The following is an 18,917-nucleotide window of genomic DNA, read 5'->3' on the forward strand; positions in this document are numbered from 1 at the left end:
TTAACCTCCGGCATTATCAAGGTTGAAGTCTAACTGCACCATGATCCCGGTTTGCTTCAACGCCTGACCGTTTTCAATTTTTGGTGAGTACTTCCAACGTTTTAATGCACGAATTGCTTCGCGGTCAAACACCCGCTTCGGCTCAGCATCAACAACTTCAATTTCATCTACAGAGCCATCCGGCATGATAGAGAAACGCATTTTTACCCAACCATTGATACCGTCACGAGCAGCCTGTACAGGATACTTCGGTTCGATACGAACGATTGGTGTTGCGTCACCATCACGCATCATGGCACCTGCCGGGTCACCGATACCACCGCTGACTCCGCCAACATCTACTGTCGGGGCGTTAAAGCCGATAGCACCTGTGTCCGTATTACTCGCTTCCTGAACCACTTGTTGCTTTGGTGGCTCTGGCGGCGGTGGTGGTGGCGGTGGCGGTACCCGAGTCCGGGTCTGAGCTTTAGACTCAGGCGGCGTCGAGTTTATCTCAATAACGATTTGTTCCTTTGCGACATTGGAGACAGCGTCATCGCTGTCTACCAGGAATGCCATCAATACAAACAGGAAAAACGTTATTACCGCACCAATTAAGAGTGAAAGTAATAACCGGGCCATATTACTTCTCCGCCGCGATTGAGATCTTCTCAATACCAGCCAGCTTGATTTGATCCATTACAGATACAACCACGCCATGCTTAGCTTCTTTGTCCGCCTGCACAATAACTGTGTCAGTTGGAGATTCAGCCAGCAGTTTTTCGATAGTTGCGCCTACGCGCTCTACGTCAACTGCACGCTTGTCTAACCAGATTTCACCGTTTGCACGGACGGCTACGAAAATTGTTGCCGTTGGTTTCGACTGCGCTTTTGCTGCTTTTGGACGGTTAACATCGATACCAGCTTCTTTAACGAAAGAAGTTGTCACGATAAAGAAAATCAGCATGATGAATACAACGTCGAGCATCGGCGTCAAGTCGATCGCTGCTTCTTCTGCTTCACGTCTAGTTTTACGTGCCATAAATCACTCTCTAATCAATGATGCGGCATGCTATCTGCCAACTCGTGGACAGCAGCTTTTACCTTAGCTTCCAATTTGGACGTTACAAAAACTCCAGATAATGCAGCCACCATCCCCGCCATAGTCGGGATTGTTGCCATCGAAATACCTGACGCCATCAGACGCGGGTTACCCGTGCCGACTAACGCCATGATTTCGAATACCGCAATCATACCTGTTACAGTGCCGAGCAGACCAACCATCGGGCACACTGCAACCAGAGTCTTGATAACATTTATACGCTCATTCAGCTGGGTACTTGCTTGAGACACCCAGGCTTCACGGATTTTATGCGCATACCAAGAGGTCGTATCTGTCCGTGCGTGCCAGTCAGCAATGATTTTGTCACGCATTGCTGGATACTCACGGCTGATAAACCAAAAGCGCTCTATAATCAGAATCCACATGATGAAGAGCACCAGGGCGACGATATAAAGTACATCACCGCCGGTTGCGATAAAATCCCTGACAGATTCCCAAAGCTCTATCAGGCTATGCATTATGAGCGCTCCTTCTCCGCATGAGCAGCGATGATACCAGCGCTTTGCTCATCCAGGATGTGCAGGATTGAGTTTGATTTAGACTGCAGTAAAGAGTGCAGGAACAACAGTGGCAGCGCACACAGCAGACCTTGTACAGTTGTAACCAGCGCCATAGAGATAGAACCAGCCATGATCTTCGGATCACCAGTACCGTGCAGTGTGATCATCTGGAACGCACCGATCATACCAACTACTGTACCTAACAGACCCAGCAGAGGACCAACTGCAGCGATCAGTTTCAGGATACCGATACCTTTTTCGATAGCCGGAGTTTCGCGCATGATGGCTTCGTCCAGTTTCAGTTCCAGGTTTTCCACGTCAGCTTTTTTGTTGTCATGGTAAACTTTCAGGATGCGGCCTAAGGCGTTATCTGTAGAAGGATTGTTCAGGTTTTTCAGCTGAGCATTGATTTTTGAACCTGCAGAAGTTAACGCCAGGAAGCGTACTGCTGAAATCAACAGACCGATGATTAACAGAACAGTGATCACATAACCTGGAGTACCACCTGAGTGGAACTGCTCTTCCAGCGTTGCTTCCTGAGTTTTCAGACGCAGTAAGTTACCGCCGGTTGGGTCAATGTAAACTGGTTTCAGTTCGCCGGCAGCTGAGTTTTTGAACGCAACTGAATCAGAAACTACATAAGACTCTGGTTGTTTAACCAGTGGCTGCATCTCTTTAGTATCAGCGTTGTATACCAGGAAGCCGTTGTCAGAGATCAGGTTGAAAGAACCAACACGAGTTACAGAAGCAGGAGCTTTTGCACCGTCCAGACCAGTCACTTCACCGTCAAACTTAGAAACTTTAGCCGACTCGGTCATCTCTGTTTGCAGAGCAATCCACAGTTCTTCCAGTTCAGCGATAGTTGGCAGCTCTTTAGCTACTGACAGTTTTTTCAGCAGATCTTCACGGCCTTTGTACTGAGCGCTGATGTTAGAAGTAGCGATAGCACCGATAGTTTCAGTTGCAGTACCACGAACGATACCAAACATCTCACCTAAAGTACCCTGAGCGTTTAACAGCTCTTGTTCTTTAGCAGCAATAGCGCCTTCGTTATCAGCGAACTGTTTAGTCAGAGACTTGCCGCGAGCTTCTTCAGCAGCGAAAGCAGCTTTTGCTTTGCTCAGCAGCGCTTGTTTGTCAGCGCGGTCAGACAGGAATTCCTGCTCACGGGCAGCATCCAGTTTGGCATCAGCAGCGCGGTTTTTCTTAACCTGTTCCAGTAACTGATCAAGTTGAGCTGTATTTGCTGCAGCATTTAAGCAAACGCCGGCAGACATAGTCACAGCAGCAGCAATCATTAAACCTTTAAACACTTTCTTCATTTATTCTTACTCCGCTGCTAACACTGGAAGTTTTAATAATTGTGGAGGAGATTGTTTGCCAGCTACACGGATAGCTGTTTTGGTAGAATCCAGGTATTCAGCACCCAGCGCTTCCCACTGGTTAGTAGATTTGTTCCACATCCAGGCTTCTTTCTCATCCAGCGACATTGCTAACAGCGCAACACGGCCAACATAAACGAAGTTAACAGTCTTTTCGCCGCCACCTACGTTCAGTTTGTCAGTGTAAGTAACCAGAGCTGTGCCCAGGTCTTTTTCGATTTGGTAAGCTTCGAGCACCATACGGTATTGCTCAGAAGTGTTGACTGATGCATTGCCCATCAGGTCACGCAGACGCTGAACACGTTCCAGACGTTTAGCCTGGTCGATTGGCATGTCAGCTTTGATGAATGCTTCGAGTGTATCGATCATTTTGTACATCAGAGGAACGATACCCTGCTTAGTTCCTTCGATAGTACCAATTTGCTTGTCAAATGAAGCAAGTTGCGCATTTTGGTCGTTAACCAGAGTGTTTACGTGGTCGTTGTAAACTTTCAGGTTTTCAGTCTGTTCAACCAGTGAGCGGTATTCCGCCAGCAGTTCCTGAGACTGATCATAAATGTTGTTAATTTTTTCCTGAGAAGCTGCAGATGCTTTAGCAGCCTGGACACCGGTATTGGTGACTTCTGCGAGAGTCGTTGCTTGAGCAACGCCACCGAACATGAAAGCACCAACGATTGCCGATGCGATCAGGTTTTTACGAATGTTATTGTTAGACATAGTTCCCAACCAATAATTGCTGATTAACGTAACCTGTATTTTGAAGGCCAAACTTGTAAAAAAGAATGACCTGGTTAGAGGGTAAACCGCCCGCATCATTGCAGCAAAACCAGTGGTTGTCAATATAACTACGACAGCCAGCCAGACCTGTTTCACCGCAATTTCCGCTTACAAATTTACCCTGAATGTGCCGCTTAAATTTCTGTCTTGAAAATTTAATAGAACATTCATTTTTCTGCTTATTTAATGTTCGGCGTTAATTTGCCCGAATCATATAACTTCACCATTTTCTCTAACGAAACGGCTTTGATTTTCGACCCCTGCCCGGCACAACCAAATGCCTGGTAGCGGTCTTTACAGATCTCCATCATTGCTTTGACAGATTCCTGTAAATACTTGCGTGGATCAAACTCGGCCGGGTGCTGCGCCATAAAACGGCGAATTGCACCTGTCGACGCTAACCGCAAATCAGTATCAATGTTGATTTTGCGCACGCCAAATTTGATGCCTTGCTGAATTTGCTCGACCGGCACGCCATAAGTTTCCGGGATGGCGCCACCGTATTCATTGATCACCGCCAGCCAGTCTTGTGGCACTGAGCTTGAGCCATGCATCACCAGATGAGTATCCGGAATACGGGCGTGGATCGCTTTAATCCGGTCAATTGCCAGGATGTCGTCCGTCGGCGGGCGGCTGAATTTGTAAGCACCATGCGAAGTACCACAGGCAATCGCCAGCGCGTCAACACCTGTTGCTTTGACAAACTGAGCAGCTTCTTCCGGATCAGTCAGCATCTGGTCATGGCTTAAAACACAATCAGCGCCGATACCATCTTCTTCGCCGGCAGCACCAGTTTCCAGCGAACCCAGACAACCTAACTCACCTTCGACTGAAACACCGCAGGCATGCGCCATTTCAACAACACGACGGGTTACATCGACGTTATAGTCGTAATCGGCCGGCGTTTTGCCATCAGCACGTAATGAACCATCCATCATCACCGACGAAAAACCCAGTTGAATCGACTGCTGGCACACGGCCGGTGAAGTGCCGTGATCCTGATGCATCACCACCGGGATATGTGGAAACTCTTCTACCGCAGCCAGAATCAAATGGCGCAGGAATGGCGCGCCGGCATATTTGCGGGCACCGGCCGACGCCTGCACAATCACCGGGCTGTCGGTTGCATCGGCAGCCAGCATAATCGCGCGCATTTGTTCAAGATTGTTGACGTTGAATGCAGGGACGCCGTAACCAAATTCTGCAGCGTGATCCAACATCTGACGTAACGAGATAAGAGCCATGAAATCCTCACTTTTTGTAGGGTAGGTTCAGAGCTGCCACCGAACCCGGCGCTTTTGCGCCGGCTTTGCCGGTCAGAATCTGCCGGCTTATTAAGATGTTTCGGCGAACAGACTGTTTTATAACATCATTTTTACGCGGTTTTGCCGCGTTGTTCAAGAATTTCAACTGCTGGCAAGGTTTTTCCCTCTAAAAACTCAAGGAAAGCACCGCCACCGGTAGAAATATAGGAGATCTGGTCAGCAACGTTATACTTATCAATTGCTGCCAGCGTATCGCCGCCACCGGCAATACTGAAGGCATCACTTTGCGCAATGGCTTCTGCAATGGCTTTGGTACCGGCTTCAAACTGGGCAAATTCAAATACACCAACCGGGCCGTTCCAGACGATAGTGCCCGCTGACTTTAAGATCTCAACCAGTGCCGCGGTGCTGTCAGGTCCGATATCGAAAATCATATCGTCTGCTGCAATATCACCAACTGCTTTCAGGTTTGCCGGCGTGTCCTCAGCAAAGGCTTTACCGGTCACCACATCAGTCGGCACCGGAATATTGCCGCCATTGGCTTTGGCAGCAGACATCAGGCGCTGAGCTTCGGGAATTAAATCAGCTTCATATAACGATTTGCCGACTGTTGCACCAGTTGCCGCAATAAAGGTATTGGCAATACCACCACCAACAACCAGCTGATCAACGATACCAGACAGCGATTCCAGCACAGTCAGTTTAGTCGACACCTTAGATCCGCCGACAATTGCGACCAGTGGCCGTTTTGGATTTTTCAGCGCCGCAGCTAAAGCTTCAAGCTCAGCCGCCAATAACGGGCCGGCACAAGCAACAGGCGCGAATTTCGCCACGCCGTGTGTGGTTGCCTGAGCGCGGTGTGCGGTGCCAAATGCATCCATCACAAATACATCACACAGTGCAGCTAACTGCTTTGACAGCGTCTCGTCATTTTTGCCTTCGCCTTTGTTAAAGCGCACGTTTTCAAACACCACCACTTCGCCAGCAGCGACTTCAACACCGTGCAAGTAGTCTTTTGCCAGCCGGACCGGCGCTTTTAATGCGTTTTTCAGGTAATCAACCACCGGCTGCATCGAGAATTCTTCTGCATAAACGCCTTCTTCCGGCCGTCCCAAATGCGAACAAACCATGACTTTGGCACCCTTGCTGAGCGCCAGTTCAATGGTTGGCAGCGCTGCACGCAGACGCGCGTCTGAAGTCACCACGCCGTTTTTCACTGGTACGTTTAAATCTTCGCGGATCAGCACGCGTTTGCCGGCTAAATCTAAATCAGCCATTTTGATCACGGACATGTCCATCTCCTTCTGTTGATTTTTATTACTTTAATACTTTGATTCGGTTATTTTGCCTGCATCATGGCACGGGCTGTATCGATCATCCGGTTGGCAAAACCCCATTCGTTGTCACACCAGACCAGACACTTCACCAAGCGTTTATGGCTGACGCGGGTTTGCGAGCCATCCACAATGCAGGAATGCGGGTCATGGTTAAAATCCACCGACACTAAGGGTTCCTCGGTGTAGTCGAGAATACCGGGCAAATCAGGCCGAGCTTGTTGCAGCACCTGGTTGACTGCGTCGACTGTGACGTCCTGATGTAAAGTCACAGATAGATCCATCGCTGTGACATTCAGAGTCGGCACCCTGACCGCGATAGCTTCAAAGCGGCCAGCCAGATGCGGCATGATGCGTTCAATACCCCGGGCGAGTTTGGTGTCCACCGGAATAATGGATTCACTGGCCGCCCGGGTGCGACGTAAGTCCGGATGATAAGCGTCAATCACCTGCTGGTCATGCATAGAGGCGTGAATGGTGGTGATGGTGCCGCTTTCCACACCAAAGGTTTTATCCAGCACACTGAGGACCGGCACGATGCAGTTCGTGGTGCAGGAGCCGGCAGAGACCACCCGCATGGTTGCATTCAATTGCTGATGGTTGACGCCGTAAATCACCGTCGCGTCGATGTCGGCACCCGCCGGATGCGAAAACAGCACCTTCCCAGCGCCGGCTTCCAAATGTTTCATCGCATCAGCACGAGAGCCAAATACGCCGGTACATTCCAGCACTAAATCAACCTGAAGTTGTTGCCAGGGCAATAAAGCCGGTTCTGGCTGATGTAGCAGTTGGATACTCTGCCCACCGACGATTAACTGTTCGCCTTGTAAAGTGACTTCAGTCGCAAACCGGCCATGGCTGGAATCATATTTTAATAAATGCGCAATACCGCGGGCTTCGGCCAATTCATTGATGGCGACAACCTGCACTTCGTCTTGTAAATGCTGTTCAAAAATGGCGCGGACAATACTGCGGCCGATTCGGCCAAACCCATTGATCGCAATCCGGATTGTCATGAGCGCTATTACCTGTCTGACCTGTCACCAAGTTAAACAAAAGGGGCTCCAGGCCCCTTTTGCATTCAAAGTACCACTTACGCCAATAGCTGTTCTGCCGCTTCCACCACAGCAGCTGTGGTGATACCGAAGTATTCAAATAACTGCTCGGCCGGGGCTGATTCACCAAAGCTGGTCATGCCGATAATTTTACCGTTCAAACCAACATATTTATACCAGCTGTCAACGATACAGGCTTCAACCGCCACGCGTTTTGTTACGGCAGCCGGCAAAACGGCTTCGCGATAAGCGGCATCCTGCGCGTCGAACACGTCAGTCGATGGCATAGAAACCACCCGAACTTTACGGCCGCTGTCAGTGAGTTTTGCTGCAGCCTGCACTGCCAGTTCCACTTCTGAACCAGTCGCGATGATGATTAAGTCCGGTGTACCGGCACTGTCTTTCAACACATAGCCACCGCGGCGAATCGCAGCAACTTGCTCGTCGGTACGGGCTTGCTGTGCCAAATTCTGCCGGGTGAAAATCAGCGTGGTTGGGCCTTCGGTGCGTTCAATTGCCGCCTGCCAGGCCACTGCCGATTCCACCTGATCACAAGGGCGCCAGTTCATCAGATTTGGCGTCACGCGTAATGATGCCAGCTGCTCAACCGGCTGGTGCGTTGGACCGTCTTCACCGAGACCAATCGAATCGTGAGTGTAAACAAAAATCACCCGTTGCTTCATCAGCGCGGCCATCCGCACTGCGTTGCGGGCATATTCCATAAACATCAGGAAAGTCGCACCGTATGGCACAAAACCACCGTGCAGCGCGATACCGTTCATGATGGCTGACATGCCGAATTCACGGACGCCGTAATATAAATAGTTGCCGCTGGCGTCTTCCGCACTGATGCCTTTAGAACCAGACCAGATAGTCAGGTTCGAACCGGCCAAATCAGCCGAACCACCCAGTAATTCAGGCAGTAACGGGCCATAAGCATTTAAGGCATTTTGTGAAGCCTTGCGGCTCGCGATGGCAGCCGGTGTTGCCTGTAATTTTGCGATATAAGCATCTGAATCTGCTTTCCAGTTAGCTGGCAATTCACCGCTTAAACGGCGTTTTAATTCAGCAGCAAGATCAGGGTGCGCACTGGCATAAGCGGCAAACTGCTCATTCCAGCTTTGCTGTAATGCACCGCCTTTGGATTTGCCATCCCATGCCGCGTAGATATCAGCCGGCACTTCAAATGGTGCATGCGGCCATTGCAGGAATTCACGCGAAGCGGCGATTTCTGCATCGCCCAGTGGCGCACCGTGGCATTCATGGCTGCCTGATTTATTCGGCGAGCCGTAACCGATGATGGTTTTGCAGCAAATCAGTGTGGGTTTGCCGGTCTCAGCCTGAGCCGCCTGAATCGCCGCAGCCACCGCTTGTGCATCATGGCCATCTACGCCGGCGATGACATGCCAACCATAGGCTTCAAAACGAGCTGGCGTGTTATCGGTAAACCAGCCTTCAACATGGCCGTCAATCGAGATGCCATTGTCGTCCCAGAAGGCGATGAGTTTACCCAGGCCTAAAGTGCCAGCCAATGAGCAGGCTTCATGCGAAATGCCTTCCATCAGGCAGCCGTCACCAAGGAACGCATAGGTATAGTGATCGATAATGGCGTGGCCTGGCTGGTTAAACTGCGCAGCCAGTGCTTTTTCGGCAATCGCCATGCCGACCGCATTGGTGATGCCCTGCCCTAATGGGCCTGTGGTAGTTTCTACACCCGGCGCATAACCATATTCCGGATGGCCTGGTGTGCGAGAATGCAATTGACGGAATTGTTTTAAATCGTCGATGGACAGGTCGTAGCCAGACAAATGCAACAGCGAATACAACAACATCGAGCCATGGCCATTGGACAGCACAAACCGGTCACGGTTTGCCCATTGCGGATCCTGTGGATTGTGCTTTAAAAAATCACGCCATAATACTTCGGCGATATCCGCCATGCCCATTGGGGCGCCCGGGTGGCCTGATTTGGCTTTTTGCACTGCATCCATACTTAAAGCGCGGATGGCGTTGGCGAGTTGTTTGCGGGACAGCATTGTCACTCCTGCTACTGAATTATCGGAATCATATCCAAGTGGTTTTTTATGTTGCCTGTATCGCTTCGGATGGCGTGATACTGTTTTTTGATAAACAGGCAAATTTATTTTACGCGTCGCATCGGTTCGACGTTATTTTCCCAGACCATGCCCCCCTTGGCAATGAATAAAACCGGATCCATGCTGTTTGCCTTAAGTTTTGATCCGTTCATCCGATACACCGTACTGTCCTGTTTGGAAAACAGATAGAAAGACGTCCGGGCGGCAAAAAACTATGGCAAACTGCCATTTGTTTCTCTAGAATACGCAGCCCAATTTTCCGGCGCCTGGCGCTTTAACAACCAACCCATTGGAATAAGTTAGAATGGCACAACACATTTTTACCTCTGAGTCAGTTTCTGAAGGACATCCGGATAAAATCGCCGACCAAATCTCTGATGCGGTGTTGGATGCCATCCTGGAACAGGACCCGAAAGCCCGTGTCGCCTGTGAAACCTTCGTCAAAACCGGCATGGTGCTGGTCGGTGGCGAAATCACAACTTCTGCCTGGGTCGATATTGAAGAACTAACCCGTAGCACTATCCGTGAAATCGGTTATGTGCATTCTGATATGGGCTTTGATGCCAATTCCTGCGCTGTGTTAAGCGCCATCGGTAAACAATCTCCGGATATCAACCAGGGTGTTGATAAAAAAGACCCGAAGGATCAAGGCGCCGGCGACCAGGGTTTAATGTTTGGCTACGCCAGCAATGAAACTGACGTGCTGATGCCAGCACCAATCACTTATTCTCACCGTCTGGTACAACAACAAGCCAAAGTGCGTAAAGACGGCACCCTGCCATGGTTACGTCCGGACGCCAAATCTCAGCTGTCTTTCATTTACGAAAACGGCAAACCAGTCGGTATCGACGCCGTGGTGTTATCCACTCAGCATTGCGACACCATTTCTACGGAAGACCTGCGCGAAGCGGTGATGGAACACATCATCAAGCCAGTGCTGCCGGCGGAATGGCTGCGTCAAAGCACTAAGTTTTTCATCAACCCGACGGGCCGTTTTGTCATCGGTGGCCCAATGGGCGATTGTGGTCTGACCGGCCGTAAAATCATCGTTGACAGCTATGGCGGCATGGCCCGCCACGGCGGTGGTGCGTTCTCCGGTAAAGATCCATCAAAAGTTGACCGCTCAGCCGCTTATGCAGCGCGTTATGTGGCGAAAAACATCGTCGCAGCGGGCTTAGCTGAGCGCTGTGAAATTCAGGTGTCTTACGCTATCGGCGTGGCAGAACCGACTTCAATCAGCGTCGAGACTTTTGGTACCAGCAAATTGTCTGAAGATCAGCTGATTAAGCTTATCCGCGCGCATTTTGACCTGCGTCCGGCTGGCCTGATTGCGATGCTTGACCTCGAGCGTCCAATCTACAAGGCGACAGCGGCTTATGGCCACTTCGGCCGTAACGAATTCCCTTGGGAGCAGACCAACAAAGCCGCGGCACTGCGCGCTGACGCCGGTCTGTAATAACACCGGATGAGACAAAGGGAGCTGCGGCTCCCTTTGTTTTTTCAGTCACCGACTGATTACATCTAAGGTTTTTCCTGATTGCTATCTGCCCTTTTAAACTTTTATAACAAGGCACAAATTAAAATAAGGAAACTCTATGTCTACCGAAACGACCAAACCCTGGTTGCAGCGCAGTCTGGATGCGATTGAACGCGCCGGCAACAAGCTACCCGACCCTGCTGTGTTATTCGCTCTGTTTATGCTCGCGGTCTGGCTGATTTCCTGGGCCTTGTCCGGCGTGCAATTCAGCGAAATCGATCCGCGTACCGGTAAACCAATCGTTATCGTCGATTTATTAGATGGTGCAGCACTCACCACCTTCATGAGCAAGATGGTTGCTACCTTTGTGAATTTCCCGCCGCTTGGCGTGGTGCTGGTCGCGATGCTGGGTCTCGGCGTTGCCGAACACACTGGTTTTATCAATGCCGGCCTGCGCTCCATTTTAAATGTCACACCAAAAATGTTGCTGACGCCGGTGTTAATTGCCGTGGGCATTTTAAGCCATGTCGCGGTCGATGCCGGTTATGTGCTGGTCATTCCGCTTGGTGCAGTGATTTTCTACGCCGCCGGCCGCCATCCGCTCGCTGGTATCGCCGCCGCTTTTGCCGGCGTGTCTGGTGGTTTTTCTGCCAGTTTGTTTGTCCCCTCCAGCTTAGACCCAATGCTGGCTGGCCTGACTCAGGCCGCCGCACGTTTATCGGCTCATCCGGCAGCTGCGGAAATGACGATTAACCCACTGAATAACTTCTTTTTCACCAGCGCTTCTGCCGCTTTAATCATCTTGGTGGGCTGGTTCCTGACCGACAAAGTGATAGAACCACGGCTGAAGAGCACCCAGGTAGACGGCGACCCTGCGAGTCTGCCGAAGCTGGATGCACTCACGGATGCTGAGCGCAAAGGCCTGCGCTACGCCACTTTGTCGATGCTGGTGTCGGGTTTATTGCTGATGTGGTCAGCATCAGGTGCAGATTCCGCCTGGCGCGGCACGGACGGCCTGTTAACCAGCGCGACTGCGCCGCTGATGCAGTCGATTGTCGGCATTATCTTTGTGTTTTTCTTAATTCCGGGAGTGGTCTACGGCTATGCCTCGGGCTCGGCGAAAAATCACCGCGCTATCGTGCAAGGCATGAGTAAAGCCATGTCCGGTATGGGTTATTACATCGTGATGGCGTTTTTCTGTGCCCAGTTTATTTATGCCTTTGGCCAGTCGAACCTCGGCGCTTTACTGGCAATTAAAGGCGCATTGGCACTGAAAGAGCTGGCGTTGCCACTTGGGGTGACGCTGGTTGGTATTGTGTTGCTGACCGCGTCAGTGAATCTGCTGGTCGGTTCTGCCTCAGCAAAATGGGCCCTGATTGGCGCTATTATGGTGCCGATGTTGATGGAGCTGGGCGTATCGCCGGATTTAACGCAAGCTGCATATCGGGTTGGTGATTCTTCTACCAACATCATCACGCCGTTGATGCCGTATTTCCCGCTGATTGTGGTGTTCTGCCAAAAGTATGTGAAATCCACCGGTATTGGCACACTCATCGCACTGATGTTGCCGTTTTCGGTCTGCTTCCTGGTGCTGTGGAGCGCCTTCCTGTTGCTGTACTGGGCCTTGGGTATTCCGCTTGGCATCGGTGCACATTACACCTTCCCTGCTCTGTAATAAAAAACGCCTGAAAAGCACAGCGTGCTTTTCAGGCGTTTCATTCATCAGATCGCTAAGAATTATCGCCCGTCACCGGCCCAGCGGAACAACGCCGCTGCTGCCGTTAAAAACGCCAGACTCATCGCCGCCATCACCCCAAGTTGCATGCTAACATCGACAAAACCTGCGCCATCAAGCATCACAGCCCGTGCAGCGCTGACCAGATGTGTCAGCGGGAATAATTGCGCAAACCACTGGACCGCTTCTGGCGCACCTTCGAGGCTAAACCAGACACCGGACAAAATCATCATCGGCCAGCTGGTCATATTGAGTAAGCCCCCGGTCAGCTCTTCACTTTGCAGCCGGCTGGCAATTAACAGCGCCAAAGCAATCATCGACAATGCGCCGAGCGCCGCCACCAGTAGCAGCAAAACATAGCTGCCCAGCATCATCAGGCCGAATAGCTGCTGACAACTGACAAACACCACACCGGCGATGACTAAAACGATGACCAGCCGCGAAATAACCTGAGCACCAACAAACTCCAGCGCTGTTAATGGCGTCGCCTGCAGGCGCTTAAGCACTGAATTTTTGCGGTAGCGCACCAGCACATAACCGACACCAAATAAACAGGAAAACATCATGTTCATGCCCAAAATACCCGGCAAGACAAAATCGACATAACGGATGGCCTGACCAGTCACTTCCTCGCGCGTGGCTCCCGGCCACTGCTGCAGCAGGATTTTTTCCACCAAATAGCCTTTGGCTGAATCCGGATTCACCACATAGCGGTTTGCGGCAAGGTCCAGCACCAAATCTATCTGGTGATGCGCCAGCCGCTGTTTCGCCAGCGCTTCGGTCTGATAAGGCACAAACTCGACAAAGCGGGTGGCTAGCAGCGGATGCTGAGTTTTGTCCAGCACCGCGCTTTGCTGCAACACCCCGACTTTATATTCGGCTTTTGGCTCGCCGGAGAAAACAAAAGCAAAACCGGCCACCAGTAAAAACGGAAACAATAAGTTCCAGCCGAGTGCCGCGCGGTCGCGCCAGAACTCCAGATTGCGCGCCTTTAGCACCGCGATAAAACGTCTGAAACTGAACATCATGCAGCCTCCGGTGTGACAGCGCTTAACGCATGGCCGGTTAATTTCAGGAATAAATCATCCAGCGTCGCTGATTTCACCAGCAAGCCCTGCAGCGGCACTTGTTGCTGCAACAGCGCCTGAATGCTGAGCTGTACATCCGGCGTCTGAATACACAGTTGGCCGCCCTGCACACTAACCTGCTGGCCCGCCGGCATTTGCGGCAGAAACCCAGGGTCTGGCAGCTGCAGCAAAGCGCCTTCAAAATGCTGCCTGAGCAGCGTCTGTGGGGAGCCTTGCGCGATGATTTGGCCTTTGTCGACGATAATCAGCTCATCACAGAGCTGCTCAGCTTCGTCCATATAATGCGTGGTCAGAATGATAGTCCGGCCTTGCTGCTTAATGCGCTGGATGAGCGACCAAAAATTACGCCGCGCATGTGGGTCAAGGCCCGTGGTCGGTTCATCTAAAAACAGGATTTGTGGCTGATTCACCAGCGCCAGAGCCAACAACAGACGCTGACGCTGGCCGCCGGATAATTTTTTATGGTCCTGGGTTAAAAAATCCTGCAAATCACAAAGCTGAATAAGCTCTGCGATGTCAGCCGGATTAGGATAAAACGCGGCAAACATCTTTAACGTCTCTTCGACGGTGAGAAAATCCTGTAATGCCGTTTGCTGAAACTGCACGCCAAGCTGCTGAAAATGCCGGCGCGAAGCGATTTCGCCCTGATAATAGATCGCGCCACTGTCTGGCTTGATAATACCTTCGAGCATTTCTAGGGTAGTCGTTTTGCCGGCACCATTTGGCCCCAGCAAACCAAAACACTGCCCGGCTTTGACACTGAAACTGAGGTTATTGACCGCTTTAAGCGCACCATAACTTTTACACAGCTGCGACACGGCAAGCACCGCCGGTGTCGCAGAGACAACTTGCTCTGCGTCCATACAGGACTCCTTTGGAGATACCCTTAGCGTCAAGGGACTGCTACCATATCAGTTTTTGCAGTTTCGAATCATATCTCATGCGCACAATACGTTTATTTCAGCCCGGCGTGCTGACGCCGGGGCAAACTGTGGCACTCTGTGAAGATGCCGCCAATCACGCCGGTAAAGTGCTGCGGATGCAGCCTGGTGATGCCTTGGAATTATTTAATGGTGATGGCCAGAACTATGTGGCTCAAATCACCGAAGTTGGCAAAAAACAGTTGTGGGTGCAAATTCAAAGTGCGGCGGCTAATCCAGTGGAGTCGCCGCTGCATTTACATTTAGGCCAGGGCATTTCACGCGGCGACCGGATGGATTTTGCCATTCAGAAAGCAGTCGAGCTGGGTGTCAGTGAAATTACGCCACTGTTTACAGAACGTTGCGGTGTGAAGCTCGACGCTGAACGGCTGGAGAAAAAACGCGAACAATGGCAAAAAATTGTCATCAGTGCCTGCGAACAAAGCGGCCGCTCTGTGGTGCCACCAGTGCATCTGCCGGTCACATTAGAAAAATGGTTGGCACAAGATGACAATTGTCTGAAGCTGACCTTGGATCCCTGGACCAGCGCCACCATTAAACAGTTAACCCCAACCAACCGGCTGCGCCTCGTGATAGGCCCGGAAGGTGGTTTCAGCGACCGCGAAGTGGCAGCTACTACTGCCGCCGGATTCCAGCCGGTACGGCTTGGCCCGCGTGTGCTGCGCACCGAAACGGCCGCACTGACAGCCATCGCGGCATTGCAATTACAACTGGGCGATCTCGCCTGATTAAGGAGTAAGCTGTTGATTAAACTCGGCATCGTGATGGACCCTATCAGCGCCATCAATATCAAAAAAGATTCCAGTTTCGCTATGTTATTGCAGGCACAAAGCCGTGGTTACCAATTGCATTACATGGAAATGGCCGATTTGTATCTGTTAGAAGGTCAGGCTCGTGCCCGTACCCGCTTGCTGCAGGTGGAACAAAATCCGGCGCGCTGGTATGAATTTCAGGGCGAGCAGGATATCGCGCTTGGCGATCTCGACGTGATCCTGATGCGCAAAGACCCGCCGTTTGATACCGAATTTATTTACGCCACTTACATTCTGGAACGCGCTGAAGACACTGGCACGCTGATTGTTAACAAACCCCAGAGCCTGCGTGACGCCAACGAAAAACTCTGCACCAGCTGGTTTGCTGAGCACACCCCAAAAACGCTGGTCAGCCGTGATGCGGCGCGCTTAAAAGCTTTTTATCAGGCCGAAGGCGATGTGATTTTAAAACCGCTGGACGGTATGGGCGGCGCCTCAATTTTCCGTTTAAAACCGCAGGATCCGAACGTTAGTGTTATCCTGGAAACTTTAACTGCCCACGGCACTATGTATGCGATGGCGCAGCGCTATATTCCACAGATCGTCGACGGCGATAAACGCGTATTAGTAGTTAATGGCGAGCCGGTGCCTTATTGTCTGGCGCGGATCCCGGCCAGCGGCGAAACACGCGGCAATCTGGCCGCCGGCGGTCGCGGTGAGGCCAGGCCGCTGTCTGAAAGTGACTGGGCCATTGCCCGTGCTGTCGGCCCGGCGTTAAAAGCCAAAGGTTTGATTTTTGTCGGTCTGGACATTATTGGTGACAAACTGACCGAAATTAACGTCACCAGCCCAACCTGCATCCGCGAAATTGAAGCCGCTTTTCCGGTTTCCATCACCGGCATGCTATTTGATCAGATTGAAGGGTTGCTACAGGCGAAAAAAGCCTGAGGAGTTCACCATGGATAGTCTGCAAAACCATTTATTGATTGCGATGCCAAGCCTTGACGACCCGCTGTTTAGCCGCAGCGTGACTTATATCTGTGAACACAATGAAGAAGGTGCCATGGGCATCGTGATTAACCATCCGTTATCGGTTGATATTGCGGTGCTGCTGGAACAGATGGAAATTGAATTTGACGCTGGTTCTGACGCCGCCAAGCGGAAGGTTTGCGCCGGTGGCCCGGTACAAAATGACCGCGGTTTTGTCTTGCATACCCCTAAAGCCGGTTTTACCAGCAGTATGCAGCTGAATCAGGATTTGATGATCACAACTTCCAAAGACATTCTGGAGCAACTGACCACCGAAGATGCGCCGGAAAAGTTTATTCTGGCGCTCGGGTACGCCGGCTGGAGCGCGGGTCAGCTGGAGCAGGAACTGGCAGAGAACAGCTGGTTGGTGATCCCGGCTGACAATAAAATTATTTTCGATTTACCGCACAAAGAAAAATGGCAAGGTGCTACGGCCAAGCTCGGCATTCAAAGCTGGCAACTGAGCGCGCAGGCCGGCCATGCCTGATCACAGGCCATTACCACAGGAAAAACCATGAGTTGTATTCTGGCATTTGATTATGGCCTGAAAAGTATTGGCGTGGCCGTCGGCCAGCAGCTGACCGGCACCGCCAGCACGTTAAAAGCGCTAAAGGCCGTGGACGGCACCCCGGACTGGAACCAGATTGAGGCCTTACTGAAAGAATGGCAGCCGACGCTGGTAGTAGTTGGTTTGCCACTGAATATGGACGGCTCCGAGCAGCCTTTCACAGCGCGGGTGCACAAATTTATCAACCGGTTACACGGCCGTTTTGGCGTCAAAGTGGTGGCGCAGGACGAAAGGCTGACCACAGTTGAATCGCGCGCCGAGTTGTTTTCGCAGGGGGGGGTTAAAAAGCTCAGCAAAGACGCCGTCGATTGTTATTCGGCCAAGTTAATTCTGGAGAGCTGGTTTGAACACCAATAATCAGTTGCAGCCTGGATTCTACCGCCACTACAAAGGCCGTTATTATCAGGTTTTAGCCACAGTCCGGCATAGTGAAGAAGACGCGCCTTATGTACTGTACCGGGCCTTGTACGGCGATTTTGGCCTTTGGGTGCGGCCGCTTGCGATGTTCGTTGAAAGTGTCAGTATCGATGGCGAGCCGCTGCCGCGCTTTACTTATATCAGCAGCAAAAAACCTGCCGACCTTGAACTGCCTACGCCATTACCCGATGCGTCTTTATGGCCTGGTCTGGTACAAACCTAAACAAATAACGCGGCCAGAGCCGCGTTATTTGTTTCTTGTCTTTGCGTTTAACGTTCCGGTTTCTCCAGCCCGTCAACCGTCACATTGGCTAGCATACCAGCGCCTGAAGTTTCATTGTTACGCAGTTTAATCATCAGGCGTAAGTCATTTGGTGAATCGGCGTGGTGCAGCGCATCGGCGTAACTGATTTGATTGCGCTGATACAGGTCATACAGCGCCTGATCAAAGGTCTGCATACCAAGCTCACGCGATTTTGCCATCACCGCTTTAATCTCATCAATCTGACCTTTTTTGATTAGGTCCGCAACTAACGGCGAGTTGGTCAGCACTTCAATCGCTGCCATACGTTTGGTGCCGTCAGCGGTGGCGATCAGTTGCTGTGCGACAATACCGCGCAGGTTCAGTGCCAGGTCAAACATCAATTTGGCGTGTTTCTCTTTCGGCACCAAATGCAGAATGCGGTCAATCGCTTGGTTGGCGTTATTGGCATGCAACGTCGCGATACACAAGTGGCCGGTTTCAGCAAAACTCAGCGCATATTCCATGGTGTCCTGGCTGCGGATCTCACCGATCAGGATCACGTCCGGCGCCTGGCGCAACGAGCTTTTCAGCGCTGCTTCAAAAGATTCGGTATCAATGCCCACTTCGCGCTGCGTGATCAGACTCTTAGCATGGTCGTGCACAAATTCAATCGGATCTTCGATAGTCAGGATATGACCACGGGCATTTTTGTTGCGATAGCCAATCAGCGCCGCCAGGGACGTCGATTTACCGGTGCCGGTGCCGCCGACAAACAGCAGCAGGCCGCGTTTGGACATGATCAGTTCTTTTAAAATCGGTGGCAGTCCAAGCTCATCCACTTCCGGAATTTTGGTGACGATGCGGCGCACCACCATACCAGCCTGATCGCGCTGGAAAAACGCCGACACCCGAAAACGGCCGGCGTCATTGGCAATGGCAAAATTGCATTCTTTATGTGTCAGAAACTCGTTTTTTTGCTTGTCATTCATACAAGCCAAGACGATTTCCAGAGATGCTTCGGCGCTTAATGGCGTCTCTTCAATCGGCTGTAACTCGCCGTTGATTTTTGCCGCGACCGGCATCCCGGCGGTGACAAACATATCCGATGCTTTGGCATCGACCATTTTTTGCAGCAGTCTGATTAATTCCATCATC

19 protein-coding genes are annotated in these 18,917 nt (G+C 51.4%); 7 read left to right on the forward strand and 12 right to left on the reverse strand.

Annotated elements, in window-relative coordinates; genetic code table 11:
- The 9 genes from Q399_RS0103080 to tkt all read right to left on the reverse strand — a co-directional run bounded on the left by Q399_RS0103080 (window position 1) and on the right by tkt (window position 9,451).
- Complete coding sequence (locus Q399_RS0103080; RefSeq protein WP_031565381.1) at window positions 1-621, reverse strand: energy transducer TonB; 621 nt, start codon at window positions 619-621, stop codon at window positions 1-3.
- Window position 622: 1 nt separating this feature from the next.
- The gene (locus Q399_RS0103085; RefSeq protein ID WP_031565382.1) at window positions 623-1,021 is read right to left on the reverse strand and encodes an ExbD/TolR family protein; all 399 of its coding nucleotides are present in this window, start codon (window positions 1,019-1,021) and stop codon (window positions 623-625) included.
- A gap of 14 nt (window positions 1,022-1,035) precedes the next feature.
- Window positions 1,036-1,560 (reverse strand): MotA/TolQ/ExbB proton channel family protein, encoded by a 525-nt coding sequence (locus tag Q399_RS0103090; RefSeq protein ID WP_031565385.1) that lies wholly within the window; start codon window positions 1,558-1,560, stop codon window positions 1,036-1,038.
- Window positions 1,560-2,924, reverse strand: a complete 1,365-nt coding sequence (locus Q399_RS0103095) for a MotA/TolQ/ExbB proton channel family protein (RefSeq protein ID WP_031565386.1) — start codon at window positions 2,922-2,924, stop codon at window positions 1,560-1,562. Before Q399_RS0103095 ends, Q399_RS0103090 begins: the two co-directional genes overlap by 1 nt.
- Before the next feature lie 6 nt (window positions 2,925-2,930).
- Entirely contained in the window at window positions 2,931-3,857 is a 927-nt protein-coding gene (locus Q399_RS0103100; protein ID WP_245612812.1) for a DUF3450 domain-containing protein, read from the reverse strand.
- Between the two features lie 83 nt (window positions 3,858-3,940).
- The gene (gene fba / locus Q399_RS0103105; RefSeq protein ID WP_031565390.1) at window positions 3,941-5,005 is read right to left on the reverse strand and encodes a class II fructose-bisphosphate aldolase; all 1,065 of its coding nucleotides are present in this window, start codon (window positions 5,003-5,005) and stop codon (window positions 3,941-3,943) included.
- 131 nt (window positions 5,006-5,136) lie between these two features.
- The gene (locus Q399_RS0103110) at window positions 5,137-6,318 is read right to left on the reverse strand and encodes a phosphoglycerate kinase (RefSeq protein ID WP_031565393.1); all 1,182 of its coding nucleotides are present in this window, start codon (window positions 6,316-6,318) and stop codon (window positions 5,137-5,139) included.
- A gap of 47 nt (window positions 6,319-6,365) precedes the next feature.
- Window positions 6,366-7,376 carry an erythrose-4-phosphate dehydrogenase gene (gene epd, locus Q399_RS0103115; protein ID WP_031565395.1) on the reverse strand — a complete coding sequence of 337 codons (1,011 nt, stop codon included), beginning with the start codon at window positions 7,374-7,376 and terminating at the stop codon, window positions 6,366-6,368.
- Window positions 7,377-7,453: 77 nt separating this feature from the next.
- Entirely contained in the window at window positions 7,454-9,451 is a 1,998-nt protein-coding gene (gene tkt, locus Q399_RS0103120) for a transketolase (RefSeq protein WP_031565397.1), read from the reverse strand.
- Between the two features lie 364 nt (window positions 9,452-9,815).
- On the opposite strand from tkt, the gene metK reads away from it, so the two are divergent.
- On the forward strand, window positions 9,816-10,967 hold the full coding sequence (gene metK, locus Q399_RS0103130) for a methionine adenosyltransferase (protein ID WP_031565399.1): 1,152 nt from the start codon (window positions 9,816-9,818) through the stop codon (window positions 10,965-10,967).
- 139 nt (window positions 10,968-11,106) lie between these two features.
- Window positions 11,107-12,663, forward strand: a complete 1,557-nt coding sequence (locus Q399_RS0103135) for an AbgT family transporter (protein WP_031565401.1) — start codon at window positions 11,107-11,109, stop codon at window positions 12,661-12,663.
- Between the two features lie 62 nt (window positions 12,664-12,725).
- Here Q399_RS0103135 and Q399_RS0103140 read toward each other — a convergent pair whose 3' ends face one another.
- Both Q399_RS0103140 and Q399_RS0103145 read right to left on the reverse strand, forming a co-directional pair.
- Complete coding sequence (locus Q399_RS0103140; protein WP_245612813.1) at window positions 12,726-13,751, reverse strand: ABC transporter permease; 1,026 nt, start codon at window positions 13,749-13,751, stop codon at window positions 12,726-12,728.
- Window positions 13,748-14,674, reverse strand: coding sequence for an ABC transporter ATP-binding protein (locus Q399_RS0103145; RefSeq protein ID WP_031565406.1), 927 nt, complete (start codon window positions 14,672-14,674; stop codon window positions 13,748-13,750). Before Q399_RS0103145 ends, Q399_RS0103140 begins: the two co-directional genes overlap by 4 nt.
- Window positions 14,675-14,751: 77 nt before the next feature.
- Here Q399_RS0103145 and rsmE point away from each other — a divergent pair, with 77 nt between their 5' ends.
- From rsmE to Q399_RS0103170, 5 genes are read left to right on the forward strand one after another with little or no spacing between them, the layout of a single operon-like run.
- On the forward strand, window positions 14,752-15,480 hold the full coding sequence (gene rsmE, locus Q399_RS0103150) for a 16S rRNA (uracil(1498)-N(3))-methyltransferase (RefSeq protein WP_031565408.1): 729 nt from the start codon (window positions 14,752-14,754) through the stop codon (window positions 15,478-15,480).
- Between the two features lie 12 nt (window positions 15,481-15,492).
- The gene (gshB, locus tag Q399_RS0103155; protein WP_211253198.1) at window positions 15,493-16,452 is read left to right on the forward strand and encodes a glutathione synthase; all 960 of its coding nucleotides are present in this window, start codon (window positions 15,493-15,495) and stop codon (window positions 16,450-16,452) included.
- Window positions 16,453-16,462: 10 nt separating this feature from the next.
- Complete coding sequence (locus Q399_RS0103160; RefSeq protein ID WP_031565411.1) at window positions 16,463-17,020, forward strand: YqgE/AlgH family protein; 558 nt, start codon at window positions 16,463-16,465, stop codon at window positions 17,018-17,020.
- Window positions 17,021-17,047: 27 nt separating this feature from the next.
- Window positions 17,048-17,458, forward strand: a complete 411-nt coding sequence (gene ruvX, locus Q399_RS0103165) for a Holliday junction resolvase RuvX (protein ID WP_031565413.1) — start codon at window positions 17,048-17,050, stop codon at window positions 17,456-17,458.
- Complete coding sequence (locus tag Q399_RS0103170; RefSeq protein ID WP_051685697.1) at window positions 17,445-17,741, forward strand: DUF1653 domain-containing protein; 297 nt, start codon at window positions 17,445-17,447, stop codon at window positions 17,739-17,741. Before ruvX ends, Q399_RS0103170 begins: the two co-directional genes overlap by 14 nt.
- 47 nt (window positions 17,742-17,788) lie before the next feature.
- Here Q399_RS0103170 and Q399_RS0103175 read toward each other — a convergent pair whose 3' ends face one another.
- Window positions 17,789-18,913 carry a PilT/PilU family type 4a pilus ATPase gene (locus Q399_RS0103175; RefSeq protein WP_031565417.1) on the reverse strand — a complete coding sequence of 375 codons (1,125 nt, stop codon included), beginning with the start codon at window positions 18,911-18,913 and terminating at the stop codon, window positions 17,789-17,791.
- Window positions 18,914-18,917 lie beyond the last annotated feature (4 nt).

This window comes from Rheinheimera texasensis DSM 17496, from assembly GCF_000711985.1.
GTDB classification, from domain to species: Bacteria; Pseudomonadota; Gammaproteobacteria; order Enterobacterales; family Alteromonadaceae; genus Pararheinheimera; species Pararheinheimera texasensis.